This window comes from Pseudomonas sp. SJZ077 (genome assembly GCF_007993905.1).
GTDB lineage: Bacteria > Pseudomonadota > Gammaproteobacteria > Pseudomonadales > Pseudomonadaceae > Aquipseudomonas > Aquipseudomonas mandelii.
The window spans coordinates 278,655-290,481 of the sequence record NZ_VIUJ01000003.1; the positions used below are offsets into that span (position 1 = coordinate 278,655).

An 11,827-nucleotide genomic window follows, 5' to 3' on the forward strand; every position below is an offset into this window, starting at 1 on the left:
CTCCCTGTCGAGGTACTGGCAGATGCCTGACCGAATTAATTGATCTTGTAGCGCCGACGCAAACCGCGCAAACCGTAGCTGATCCACGGCCAGAGTAATGCACTGACCAGTGCTGGCAAGACCAGCGCCAGTGTGGGCTGTCGATTGCCGGTCAAAGCGCTGAGCCATAGTTGAACAAGCTGCGCGAGGCCGAAGATGACCAGGATCACCAGGCTCTGTTGCCACATCGGGAACATGCGCAGGCGCTGTTGCAGCGACAGCACCAGGAAGGTGATCAGGGTCAGGATCAACGCGTTCTGGCCCAGCAACGTGCCGTACAGCACGTCTTCGGCCAGGCCCAGGCACCAGGCGGTGACCATGCCGACCTTCTGCGGCAAGTACAACGCCCAGAAAGCCAGCAGCAAGGCCAGCCACAGCGGACGGAGGATTTCCATGAATTGCGGCAGCGGTGAAACGCTGAGCAGCATGCCAATGGCAAACGTCAGCCAGATCATCCAGTCATTTCGGGATGCGGTTGCACCGACCATTATTCTCGTCCCCCTGTGGAAGCCGGCGCGGAGACAGGCGGTTTAGCGGCAGGCTTCACCGCCGCTGGTTGAGTGGCTGGCGGTTTGGTTGCGGCAGGTTGCGATGCGGGGGGCTTGGCGGCCGCAGGTTTTGCCGGGGGTGCCGCCGGTGCTGGTGCTGCCGGTGTTGCGGCGGGCGTAGCAGCAGGCGCGGGCACCACCACGGTCGCCGGCACAGGTTTAGGCACGGTCGCCGGAATGATCGGCCCGCCGCCGTGCTGGTCCAGCGCTTCTTGCGCCTGGGCCGCATCGTTGGCGCGCTCTTCGGCTGTGCGACCGTCGGTGAACACCAGCAGCAGGTAACGGCTGCGGTTCAACGCCGCGGTCGGCACGGCACGCACGATGGCAAACGGCTGGCCGGAATCGTGGATCACTTCCTTGACGGTCGCAACCGGGTAACCCGCAGGGAATCGCTGACCGAGACCGGAACTGACCAGCAGATCGCCTTCCTTGATATCAGCCGTGTCCGCGACGTGACGCAGTTCCAGACGCTCCGGGTTGCCGGTGCCGCTGGCAATCGCCCGCAGACCGTTGCGGTTCACCTGCACCGGAATGCTGTGGGTAGTGTCGGTCAGCAACAGCACACGGGAGGTGTAAGGCATCAATTCGACCACCTGGCCCATCAGGCCGCGGGCATCGAGCACCGGCTGACCGAGGACCACACCGTCACGCTCACCTTTATTGATGATGATGCGATGGGTGAAGGGGTTAGGGTCCATGCCGATCAACTCGGCCACTTCGACCTTCTCGTTGACCAGCGCAGAGGAATTGAGCAACTCGCGCAGCCGAACGTTCTGCTCGGTGAGGGCGGCAAGCTTTTGCATGCGACCCTGCAACAGCAGGTTTTCGGTCTTGAGTTTTTCGTTTTCGGCGACGAGCTCGGTACGGCTGCCGAACTGGCTGGCCACCCCCTGCCATAGCCGCTGCGGCAGGTCCGTGATCCAGTAAGACTGCATCAGTACCAGCGACATTTGGCTACGCACTGGCTTGAGCAGTGTGAAGCGGGCATCGACCACCATCAGCGCGACCGATAGCACGACCAGCACCAACAAGCGCACGCCCAGTGAAGGCCCTTTGGTGAAAAGCGGTTTAATAAGCCGCTCCTCCCAGGCAAATGTTTTGTTTATTCATACGGCAGACCGGCCTGGATACAGACTGACAGAAGGTAAACGCAAACAGGCAGCACTGCAAAGTGCCGCCTGCGCGCTCAACAGCATAGATGCATCGGGCGAGATCACTCGCTCGACAGCAGGTCCATGGTGTGTTTATCCATCATTTCCAATGCACGGCCACCGCCGCGAGCAACGCAGGTCAGCGGGTCTTCGGCAACGATCACCGGCAGACCTGTTTCCTGGGCCAGCAACTTGTCGAGGTCACGCAACAAGGCGCCACCACCGGTCAGTACCAGACCACGCTCGGCGATGTCGGAAGCCAGTTCCGGAGGCGATTGCTCCAGCGCACTTTTCACAGCCTGAACGATGGTGGCCAGGGACTCTTGCAGAGCTTCCAGCACTTCGTTGGAGTTCAGGGTGAAGGCACGTGGAACGCCTTCGGCCAGGTTACGGCCACGAACGTCGACTTCACGCACTTCGCCGCCCGGGTAGGCCGTACCGATTTCCTGCTTGATGCGCTCGGCGGTGGATTCGCCGATCAGGCTGCCGTAGTTGCGACGTACGTAGGTGATAATCGCTTCGTCGAAGCGGTCGCCGCCAACACGAACGGATTCAGCGTACACCACACCGTTCAGGGAGATCAGCGCGATTTCAGTGGTACCGCCACCGATATCGACGACCATCGAACCGCGTGCTTCTTCAACCGGCAGGCCGGCACCGATCGCGGCAGCCATCGGCTCTTCGATCAGGAATACTTCACGTGCACCGGCACCAAGGGCCGATTCACGGATGGCACGACGCTCAACCTGGGTGGATTTGCACGGAACGCAGATCAGCACACGCGGGCTTGGCTGCAGGAAGCTGTTTTCGTGAACCTTGTTGATAAAGTATTGCAGCATCTTTTCGCAGACGCTGAAGTCGGCAATCACGCCGTCCTTCATCGGACGAATGGCAGCAATGTTGCCCGGCGTACGGCCGAGCATACGCTTCGCCTCGGTGCCGACAGCAACGACACTTTTCTGGTTACCGTGTGTCCGAATAGCCACAACCGATGGCTCATTCAGGACGATACCGCGCTCGCGCACGTAAATAAGGGTGTTGGCAGTGCCCAGGTCAATGGAAAGATCGCTGGAAAACATGCCACGCAGTTTCTTGAACATGGGAAAGGGACCCTAGGCAACGCGTGGGTAAAAAAGTGCGGCAAACTCTAACAACGACAGGGATTTTGGGCAAGGCGCCAATATGTTAAATTGGCCGCTTTTCTGTGCACCAACCCCCACAATCGCGGCCTTATGACCGTAGAAATGCGGTAGTGTTCCGACAATCTAACACACGGACGCCGTCCGTTCTGTTTTCCACTGGAGATTCCCATGGCGCTTGAACGCTCCGACGTGGAAAAAATCGCTCATCTGGCCTGCCTTGGCCTCAATGATGCCGATCTTCCACACATTACTTCAGCCCTGAACAGCATTCTCGGGCTGGTCGACGAAATGCAGGCGGTCAATACCGACGGTATCGAGCCGCTCGCCCACCCACTGGAAGCCAGCCAGCGCCTGCGTGCAGACGTCGTGACCGAGACCAATCATCGCGAGGCCTACCAGTCCATCGCACCAGCGGTCGAAAACGGCCTGTACCTGGTTCCGAAAGTCATCGACTAAAGGGAAAGAGCCTGCAATGCATCAATTGACTCTGGCCGAGATCGCCCGCGGACTCGCCGATAAAAAGTTTTCTTCCGAAGAGCTGACCAAAACCCTGCTGGCGCGTATCGCCCAGCTCGATCCGCAGCTCAACAGCTTCATCAGCCTCACCGAAGACCTGGCGCTCCAGCAGGCGAAAGCCGCTGACGCACGCCGCGCCAAAGGTGAGAGCGGCGCCCTGCTCGGCGCGCCGATCGCCCACAAAGACCTGTTCTGCACCCTGGGCATCCGCACCAGCTGTGGCTCCAAGATGCTCGACAACTTCAAAGCCCCGTACGACGCCACGGTCGTTGCCAAACTGGCGGCTGCCGGCGCAGTGACCCTGGGCAAGACCAACATGGACGAATTCGCCATGGGGTCGGCCAACGAGTCGAGCTACTACGGCCCGGTGAAAAACCCGTGGAACCTGGAATACGTTCCGGGCGGTTCGTCCGGTGGTTCGGCTGCAGCGGTTGCCGCGCGCCTGTTGCCGGCGGCCACTGGCACTGACACAGGCGGTTCGATCCGCCAACCCGCCGCACTGACCAACCTCACCGGCCTGAAACCGACGTACGGTCGTGTTTCGCGCTGGGGCATGATTGCCTATGCGTCCAGCCTCGATCAGGGCGGCCCTCTGGCTCGCACCGCCGAAGACTGCGCGATCCTGCTGCAAGGCATGGCCGGTTTCGACCCGCAAGATTCCACCAGCATCGACGAGCCCGTGCCTGATTACAGCGCCAGCCTCAACGGCTCGCTGCAAGGCCTGCGCATCGGCGTGCCTAAGGAATACTTTGGCGCCGGCCTCGACCCGCGCATTGCCGATCTGATCCACAACAGCATCAAGGAGCTGGAAAAGCTCGGTGCCGTGATCAAGGAAATCAGCCTGCCGAACATGCAGCACGCGATTCCTGCGTACTACGTGATCGCCCCGGCGGAAGCGTCTTCCAACCTGTCGCGTTTCGACGGCGTGCGCTTTGGCCATCGCTGCGAGAACCCGAAAGACCTGATCGATCTGTACAAGCGTTCCCGTGGCGAAGGTTTCGGCCCGGAAGTGCAGCGCCGGATCATGGTCGGTGCCTACGCGCTGTCGGCCGGTTACTACGACGCCTACTACTTGAAGGCGCAGAAGATCCGTCGCTTGATCAAGAACGACTTCATGGCAGCCTTTAATGAGGTCGACATCATCCTCGGCCCAACCACGCCGAACCCGGCCTGGAAGCTCGGCGCCAAAAACAGCGACCCGGTGGCTGCGTACCTGGAAGACGTCTACACCATCACCGCCAACCTCGCGGGTCTGCCGGGCTTGTCCATGCCTGCAGGTTTTGTCGATGGCCTGCCGGTCGGCGTGCAATTGCTCGCCCCGTATTTCCAGGAAGGTCGCCTGTTGAACGTTGCCCATCAGTATCAATTGAACACTGACTGGCACACCCGCACCCCAACCGGCTTCTGAGGAGAAACACATGCAATGGGAAGTCGTGATCGGGCTGGAGATTCACACCCAGCTCACCACCCGGTCGAAAATCTTTTCCGGTAGCTCCACCACGTTCGGTTCCGAGCCGAACACCCAGGCCAGCCTCGTTGACCTCGGCATGCCTGGCGTACTGCCGGTGCTGAACCAGGAAGCCGTGCGCATGGCCGTGATGTTCGGCCTGGCGATCGATGCCGAGATCGGCCAGCACAACGTGTTCGCCCGTAAAAACTATTTCTACCCGGATCTGCCGAAGGGCTACCAGATCAGCCAGATGGAATTGCCGATCGTCGGCAAGGGCCACCTGGACATCGCCATGGAAGACGGCACGATCAAACGTGTCGGCGTCACCCGTGCGCACCTGGAAGAAGACGCCGGTAAAAGCCTGCACGAAGAGTTCAACGGCGCCACCGGCATCGACCTGAACCGTGCCGGCACGCCGCTGCTGGAAATCGTCTCCGAGCCGGACATGCGCAGCGCCAAGGAAGCCGTGGCCTACGTCAAGACCATCCACGCGCTGGTGCGTTACCTGGGCATCTGCGACGGAAACATGGCCGAAGGCTCGCTGCGTTGTGACTGCAACGTGTCGATCCGCCCGAAAGGCCAGGTTGAATTCGGCACGCGCTGCGAGATCAAGAACGTCAACTCGTTCCGCTTCATCGAGAAGGCGATCAACAGCGAAGTGCGTCGTCAGATCGAGCTGATCGAAGACGGCGGCAAAGTGATCCAGCAGACCCGCCTGTACGATCCGAACAAGGACGAAACCCGTCCGATGCGCAGCAAAGAGGAAGCCAACGACTACCGTTACTTCCCCGACCCGGACCTGCTGCCAGTGGTCATCGAAGACTCGTTCCTCGACGAAGTACGCGCCACGCTGCCGGAATTGCCACCACAGAAACGCGAGCGCTTCCAGGCGCAGTTCGGCCTGTCGGTGTATGACGCCAGCGTCCTGGCCACCAGCCGCGAGCAAGCCGATTACTTCGAGAAAGTCGTGAGCATCAGCGGCGACGCCAAGCTGGCGGCCAACTGGGTGATGGTTGAACTGGGCAGCCTGCTGAACAAGCAAGGCGTTGAAATCGACCAGTCGCCGGTCTCGGCCGAGCAACTGGGCGGCATGCTGCTGCGCATCAAGGACAACACCATCTCCGGCAAGATCGCCAAGGTGGTGTTTGAAGCGATGGCCAACGGCGAAGGCAGCGCGGACGAGATCATCGACAAGCGCGGCCTCAAGCAAGTGACCGACAGCGGCGCGATCTCGGCGGTGCTGGACGAAATGCTCGCGGCCAACGCCGAGCAGGTCGAGCAATACCGCGCGGCAGACGAAGCCAAACGCGGCAAGATGTTCGGCTTCTTCGTCGGCCAGGCCATGAAAGCCTCCAAAGGCAAGGCCAACCCGCAACAGGTCAACGAACTGCTGAAAAGCAAGCTCGAAGGCTGATGAGCATGGAGCCAGATTTAAAGCCTGGCTCCGATCCCTGTGGGAGCGAGCCTGCTCGCGATGACGGCAGCACATCCAACATTGATGTGTCAGACAGCCCGCCATCGCGAGCTGGCTCGCTCCCACATTTGTATGTGGATACCTTTAAATGAAGCGTCTACTGGGTGCCTGCGCCCTGCTCGCTCTGCTGGCCGGTTGCGCCAGTAACGACATCATCGACCCACACGGCTACGACAAGACCGGTACGGCGTCCTATTACGGTGCCAAACACCAAGGCAAACGCACCGCCAGCGGCGAGCGTTTCAACAAGAATTCCCTGACTGCCGCCCATCGCCAATTGCCGTTCGGCACGCGGGTGAAGGTCACCAATCTGAATAACGACAAGTCCTGCGTGGTCCGAATCAACGACCGCGGGCCGCACACCCGCGGGCGCCTGATTGATCTTTCACACGAGGCCGCCGAACAACTGGGTATGCTCCGTAGCGGCACCGCACGGGTTCGCGTGCAAGCCCTCGACGATTAACAGACGGAGCCCCGACCATTTTCGGACTTGCCGATTTACCCCTGATCAGCCTGATTGAGTTGCTCGGCGGCCTGCTGTTGCTGATCGCCGGTGCCGAACTGATGGTCCGTGGCGCCGTGCGCCTGGCGGCGCGCTTGCAGGTGCGGCCGCTGATCATCGGGCTGACCATCGTCGCCTTGGGCAGCAGCGCACCGCAGATGGCGGTCAGCCTGCAAGCCACCCTGGCGCAAAACGCCGACATCGCCGTCGGCAGTGTGATCGGCAGCAGCATCTTCAACATCCTCGTCACCTTGGGGCTTTCGGCGCTGATCATTCCGCTGCGGGTTTCACGGCAACTGGTGCGCCTGGATATTCCACTGATGATCGGCGCCAGCCTGCTGGTGTTTGTATTGGCGTGGAATGAAGAGCTGACCCGCATGGACGGCATCGTTCTGCTGGCGGCCCTGGCGCTGTATCTGGGCTTGTTGCTGCGCCAGTCGCGGCACTCGACCCGTCCGCCCTCCCACGACGGAACGCCCCAGGCACCGTGGTTCAGCAGCGTACTGATGATCGTCGCCGGACTGGCGATGCTGGTCTACGCCGGCCATTTGTTGCTGGGCGCCGCCGTGGCGGTTGCGACCGATCTGGGTCTGTCGGAGCGGGTCATCGGCCTGACCATCGTCGCCATCAGCACCTCCCTGCCGGAACTGGCCACCTCATTGATCGCGGCCTTGCGCGGTCAGCGGGACATTGCCGTGGGTAACGTGATCGGCAGCAACCTGTTCAACCTCCTGGGCGTACTCGGCCTGACCGCGCTTGTCGCCCCCTCGCCGCTGTCGGTCTCGCCCAATGCCCTGGATTTCGACCTGCCGGTGATGCTCGGTGTGGCGGTGCTGTGCCTGCCGCTGTTCTACACCGGTTACCGGGTGACCCGCGCCGAAGGTCTGCTGTTTTTGGGGTTGTATCTCGCTTACGGTCTGCACGTGGTGTCGTTCACCACCGGCATGCCCCTGGCCGGCAAGCTTGAACACTTGATGCTGTTTTTTGTCCTGCCGGCGCTGGTGGCGTTTCTGCTGTTCACATCGCTGCGCGCCTGGCGTCGCCAACACCACAAGAGGGAAATGCCATGACTGACAACAAAAAGCCTGGTGTAGAAGTCCGCCGCCAGGTGATGGGCGATGCGTTCGTCGACCGCGCACTGGGCAATGCCACTGAGTTCACCCAGCCGCTGCAGGACTTCGTCAATGAACACGCCTGGGGCGCCGTGTGGAACCGCGAAGGCCTGCCGCTGAAAACCCGCAGCCTGATCACCCTCGCCGCGCTGACAGCGTTGAAGTGCCCGCAGGAGTTGAAAGGCCACGTCCGCGGCGCGCTGAACAACGGCTGCACCGTGGAAGAGATTCGCGAGGCGTTGCTGCATTGCGCGGTGTACGCCGGTGTGCCGGCGGCGATTGATGCGTTTCGGGCGGCGCAGGAAGTGATCGACAGCTATCAGAAGCCTGAGTGAGTCTTCAAAAGTTGTGGTGACAGGACTGGCGCCTTCGCGGGCAAGCCTCGCTCCTACAGGGCGAGGCTTGCCAGCCCTGGACACCAGCGAAAATCCCGACGCTAGATCCACTCCCCCCACTGCAACAAAAAGATTCCGACATTGGTGGTGACCGCCGCCATCAACGTGGTGATCACGATGATCGCCGCCGCCAGTTCATGATTGCCGTTGGCCTGGCGGGCCATGACAAAACTGGCCGCGGCGGTCGGGCTGCCGAAGTACAGAAACAGAATCCCCAACTCAGCCCCGCGAAATCCCCAAAGCCATGCCCCCAACGTCGCCAACACTGGCAAGCCGATCATCTTCACCAGACTTGAGCTGAGCGCCATCTTGCCGCTTTTGCGCAATGCTGCCAGTGATAGCGTGCCGCCGATGCAGATCAACGCCAACGGCAACGTGGTTTGCGCCAGGTACTGGCCAGACGTTTCCAGCCACCCCGGCAAGCCGATCTTGAAATAGGCAAAGGGCGCCGCCGCCAACACGCTGATGATCAGCGGGTTGACCATCACGCTTTTGCAGATGCTCCACGGATCGGACTTGATCACCGGGCTGTACACCGCCAGCACAATGGTCGAGAGCGTGTTGTAAAACAGGATCACCAGCGCCGCGAGAATCGCCCCGAGAGAAATCCCGTAATCGCCGTACATGCTGGCCGCCAACGCAAGGCCGATGACTCCGTTGTTGCCGCGAAAAGCGCCTTGGGTATAAATCCCTCGATCTTCACGCGGGCACTTCCAGATCGCCCAGCCCCAGGCGATGGCAAAACACGCCAGGGTGGCCAGCGAGAAGTAGATCAGCAGCGCCGGTTGCAACGCGGCGTGCAGGTCGGCATGCAGGATGCCTAGAAACAGCAGCGCCGGCATGGTGACGTTGAACACCAGGGCCGACGCGGTGTGGATGAAGTTGTCGTTGATCCAGTCGATGCGCTTGAGCAACACCCCTAGAAACAGCATGGCAAACACCGGCGCGGTGATGTTCAGGGTTTCGAGGAAGATAGCCAGCATGCCGGGGGGAACCTTGGGTGGGCGTCGTTAGGGGGCTAATGATAAGCGACTGGGGACCTTTGCGTGTGAGAGAACGACTTCGCTGACATGGTCACGTCCTGCACTGATTTTCTATAAATCCCACTGATTTCGAGCTGATATTTATGTGGACCGTTCGTCGCTACTGTCAGATCTGACAGTAGCCAATGCTTAGTCATCGGGCACTTAATAATCCCGCAAATAAAACAAATTACAGGAGTAAAAAATATGTCAGTTAAATCAACAGGCGATAAATTTTCAGGCGCTTCAAAAACCGGTACTGTCTCAGAGAACAAGGAGGACTGGGAAAGAGAACCCCTCCAGTCTTTTTTGTTGCAACTACCCGTGCAATTCAGTAACAATTTAATCGTTACTGTCGAAGATCAACCGGACGATAAAACGTCAGGAATAGTAAAAGCTCCCGATGGGGCGGGCTTCGGCGATAAAAGTCTATATTTGCCAAGTGGTTCCAGATTGAAATTTTCATTTGGAAACTATGTGAATAGCCTGAGGTTCCAGATCAAGGCAGCTGGCGGCAATGAAAGTGGTACTGCCTATATTATTGCAATGAAGAAAGAAGAAGTCGTATACGGCGCCCCTATCAGTTCCGAAGACAAAGCGTTCGAAATTGCAGAAATACCCTTTGACGTACTATTGATCGCCGGCTTTTCTGGCAAATTATCCGTGACCGCTGGCAACCTTTATCTGGATAATCTGGCGTGGTCATTGGTTTAGTCTGAGGCATCCATAAAAAGCTAAAAGCACCGCATTAACACTTGATCGACAAGGTATTTAGGGTGCTGATCGAAAGCCATCCTCCATTGCTACTGACGATCAGTAATCGCTGTAGCGATGGAGAGGCGGCGCGCCTTATCTGCCGGTGAATTCTACTTGGGTGATCGCATTCCGAGTCGAATCCAGCATAGTTCACCCAGCGCTATCTCATGTTATCGGCGCCGGGTTGAACAGGGTGATGTCGTTATGCAGTTTGTGCTGCTCGGCCCACGTCTGCTTCTTGCCGCTCGCCACGTCCAGGTAGTAGTGGAACAACTCCCACCCAAGGTCTTCAATCGAAGCGCGTCCGGTCGCAATCCGCCCGGCATCGATGTCGATCAGGTCCGGCCAGCGCTGTGCCAATTCGGTCCGGGTCGATACCTTGACCACCGGCGCCATCGCCAAACCATAAGGCGTGCCGCGCCCGGTGGTGAACACATGCAGGTTCATCCCCGCCGCCAACTGCAACGTCCCGCAGACAAAATCACTGGCCGGGGTCGCGCAGAAGATCAGCCCTTTGCGCTTGAAGCGCTCGCCAGGGCCGAGCACGCCATTGATCGCACTGCTACCGGATTTGACGATCGAGCCCAAGGACTTTTCGACAATGTTCGACAACCCGCCCTTCTTGTTGCCCGGCGTGGTGTTGGCGCTGCGGTCCGCCTCACCCTTGGCCAGGTAACGGTCGTACCAGTCCATTTCCCGCACCAGCTCCTGAGCAACCCCCTCAGTTTCCGCGCGGGAGGTCAGCAGATAAATCGCGTCGCGCACCTCGGTGACTTCGGAAAACATCACCGTCGCGCCAGCGCGCAACAACAAATCAGAGGCATAACCCAGCGCAGGGTTGGCGGTGATGCCGGAAAACGCATCGCTGCCGCCGCACTGCATGCCCAGGATCAGCTCGGACGCCGGCACAGTTTCCCGGCGACGCTGATCGAGCTTCTTCAAACGGGTCTCGGCCAGCGCCATGATCTGCTCGATCATCTCAGTGAAACCGTGACTCGAATCCTGCAAGCGGTACAACCACGGCTCGCTCAAATCCACCGAGCTGTCGCCCTCGTGCATCACCTGCCCGGCCTGCAATTTCTCGCAGCCCAGGCTGATGACCAAGGCTTCGCCACCCAGGTTCGGGTTGCGCGCCAGATTGCGTACGGTGCGGATCGGGATGTACGCGTCAGTGGCAGTGATCGCCACCCCGCAGCCGTAGCTGTGGGTCAGCGCCACCACGTCATCGACGTTCGGGTACTTGGGCAGCAATTCATCCTTGATGCGCTTGACCGCATGGTCGAGCACGCCGGTCACGCACTGGACGGTCGTCGTAATCCCGAGAATATTGCGCGTGCCAACGGTACCGTCGGCGTTGCGATACCCCTCGAAGGTGTAACCGTCCAGCGGTGCCTGGGCCGCCGGTACTTCGGTGGACAGCGGCAGGCTGTCCAGCGGTGGCGCGGTGGGCATGCGCAGTTGATCTTCCTTGACCCAGCTGCCGCGCGGGATCGGCTGCAACGCATAGCCAATGGTCTGGCCGTAACGAATCACCTGGCCGCCTTCGGGAATGTCCTCGAGGGTGACTTTATGGCTCTGCGGCACGAAGTCCACCGTCACCAGGCCATCTGGAAACTCGGTACCGGCCGGTACGCCTTGGTCGTTGACCACGATCACGACGTTGTCCCGCTCGTGCAGGCGGATGTAGCGCGGCGAGTCGGAATGTTCAATCAACTGCATG

General features: G+C 60.0%; 12 protein-coding genes. 7 read left to right on the forward strand and 5 right to left on the reverse strand.

Annotated elements, in window-relative coordinates:
* Positions 1 to 35: 35 nt before the first annotated feature.
* The 3 genes from mreD to mreB form a co-directional block, all read right to left on the reverse strand.
* Positions 36 to 527: a rod shape-determining protein MreD gene (mreD, locus tag FBY01_RS08265; protein ID WP_010463359.1), complete on the reverse strand. Its 492-nt coding sequence runs from the start codon at positions 525 to 527 to the stop codon at positions 36 to 38.
* Positions 527 to 1,660 carry a rod shape-determining protein MreC gene (mreC, locus tag FBY01_RS08270; RefSeq protein WP_145306982.1) on the reverse strand — a complete coding sequence of 378 codons (1,134 nt, stop codon included), beginning with the start codon at positions 1,658 to 1,660 and terminating at the stop codon, positions 527 to 529. The genes mreD and mreC overlap by 1 nt, the downstream gene beginning before the upstream one ends.
* Positions 1,661 to 1,800: 140 nt before the next feature.
* Positions 1,801 to 2,838, reverse strand: a complete 1,038-nt coding sequence (gene mreB / locus FBY01_RS08275; protein ID WP_002555108.1) for a rod shape-determining protein MreB — start codon at positions 2,836 to 2,838, stop codon at positions 1,801 to 1,803.
* A 210-nt stretch (positions 2,839 to 3,048) separates the two neighbouring features.
* On the opposite strand from mreB, the gene gatC reads away from it, so the two are divergent.
* The 6 genes from gatC to FBY01_RS08305 all read left to right on the forward strand — a co-directional run bounded on the left by gatC (position 3,049) and on the right by FBY01_RS08305 (position 8,269).
* The gene (gatC, locus tag FBY01_RS08280; protein ID WP_007901429.1) at positions 3,049 to 3,336 is read left to right on the forward strand and encodes an Asp-tRNA(Asn)/Glu-tRNA(Gln) amidotransferase subunit GatC; all 288 of its coding nucleotides are present in this window, start codon (positions 3,049 to 3,051) and stop codon (positions 3,334 to 3,336) included.
* 16 nt (positions 3,337 to 3,352) lie between these two features.
* Complete coding sequence (gatA, locus tag FBY01_RS08285) at positions 3,353 to 4,804, forward strand: Asp-tRNA(Asn)/Glu-tRNA(Gln) amidotransferase subunit GatA (protein WP_077747416.1); 1,452 nt, start codon at positions 3,353 to 3,355, stop codon at positions 4,802 to 4,804.
* 10 nt (positions 4,805 to 4,814) lie between these two features.
* The gene (gene gatB, locus FBY01_RS08290) at positions 4,815 to 6,260 is read left to right on the forward strand and encodes an Asp-tRNA(Asn)/Glu-tRNA(Gln) amidotransferase subunit GatB (protein WP_010463367.1); all 1,446 of its coding nucleotides are present in this window, start codon (positions 4,815 to 4,817) and stop codon (positions 6,258 to 6,260) included.
* Positions 6,261 to 6,408: 148 nt separating this feature from the next.
* Positions 6,409 to 6,783, forward strand: coding sequence for a septal ring lytic transglycosylase RlpA family protein (locus FBY01_RS08295; RefSeq protein WP_010463369.1), 375 nt, complete (start codon positions 6,409 to 6,411; stop codon positions 6,781 to 6,783).
* Positions 6,784 to 6,833: 50 nt separating this feature from the next.
* The gene (locus FBY01_RS08300) at positions 6,834 to 7,892 is read left to right on the forward strand and encodes a calcium/sodium antiporter (RefSeq protein ID WP_077747414.1); all 1,059 of its coding nucleotides are present in this window, start codon (positions 6,834 to 6,836) and stop codon (positions 7,890 to 7,892) included.
* Positions 7,889 to 8,269 carry a carboxymuconolactone decarboxylase family protein gene (locus FBY01_RS08305; protein ID WP_010463373.1) on the forward strand — a complete coding sequence of 127 codons (381 nt, stop codon included), beginning with the start codon at positions 7,889 to 7,891 and terminating at the stop codon, positions 8,267 to 8,269. The genes FBY01_RS08300 and FBY01_RS08305 overlap by 4 nt, the downstream gene beginning before the upstream one ends.
* Positions 8,270 to 8,370: 101 nt before the next feature.
* On the opposite strand, the gene FBY01_RS08310 is transcribed toward FBY01_RS08305, so the two are convergent.
* Positions 8,371 to 9,312: an AEC family transporter gene (locus FBY01_RS08310; protein ID WP_010463375.1), complete on the reverse strand. Its 942-nt coding sequence runs from the start codon at positions 9,310 to 9,312 to the stop codon at positions 8,371 to 8,373.
* 246 nt (positions 9,313 to 9,558) lie between these two features.
* Between FBY01_RS08310 and FBY01_RS08315 the strand changes: the two genes are divergently transcribed.
* Entirely contained in the window at positions 9,559 to 10,065 is a 507-nt protein-coding gene (locus FBY01_RS08315; protein WP_145306984.1) for a hypothetical protein, read from the forward strand.
* Between the two features lie 207 nt (positions 10,066 to 10,272).
* Here FBY01_RS08315 and garD read toward each other — a convergent pair whose 3' ends face one another.
* Entirely contained in the window at positions 10,273 to 11,826 is a 1,554-nt protein-coding gene (gene garD / locus FBY01_RS08320; RefSeq protein ID WP_145306986.1) for a galactarate dehydratase, read from the reverse strand.
* Position 11,827: the final 1 nt, after the last annotated feature.

Bases quoted from the DNA above. Each gene is read 5' to 3' on its own strand.
- gatA (WP_077747416.1), top strand. From the start codon at position 3,353: ATGCATCAATTGACTCTGGCCGAGATCGCCCGCGGACTCGCCGATAAA.
- FBY01_RS08305 (WP_010463373.1), top strand. From the start codon at position 7,889: ATGACTGACAACAAAAAGCCTGGTGTAGAAGTCCGCCGCCAGGTGATG.
- mreB (WP_002555108.1), bottom strand. From the start codon at position 2,838: ATGTTCAAGAAACTGCGTGGCATGTTTTCCAGCGATCTTTCCATTGAC.
- mreD (WP_010463359.1), bottom strand. From the start codon at position 527: ATGGTCGGTGCAACCGCATCCCGAAATGACTGGATGATCTGGCTGACG.
- FBY01_RS08315 (WP_145306984.1), top strand. From the start codon at position 9,559: ATGTCAGTTAAATCAACAGGCGATAAATTTTCAGGCGCTTCAAAAACC.
- garD (WP_145306986.1), bottom strand. From the start codon at position 11,826: ATGCAGTTGATTGAACATTCCGACTCGCCGCGCTACATCCGCCTGCAC.
- FBY01_RS08295 (WP_010463369.1), top strand. From the start codon at position 6,409: ATGAAGCGTCTACTGGGTGCCTGCGCCCTGCTCGCTCTGCTGGCCGGT.
- gatC (WP_007901429.1), top strand. From the start codon at position 3,049: ATGGCGCTTGAACGCTCCGACGTGGAAAAAATCGCTCATCTGGCCTGC.
- FBY01_RS08310 (WP_010463375.1), bottom strand. From the start codon at position 9,312: ATGCTGGCTATCTTCCTCGAAACCCTGAACATCACCGCGCCGGTGTTT.
- gatB (WP_010463367.1), top strand. From the start codon at position 4,815: ATGCAATGGGAAGTCGTGATCGGGCTGGAGATTCACACCCAGCTCACC.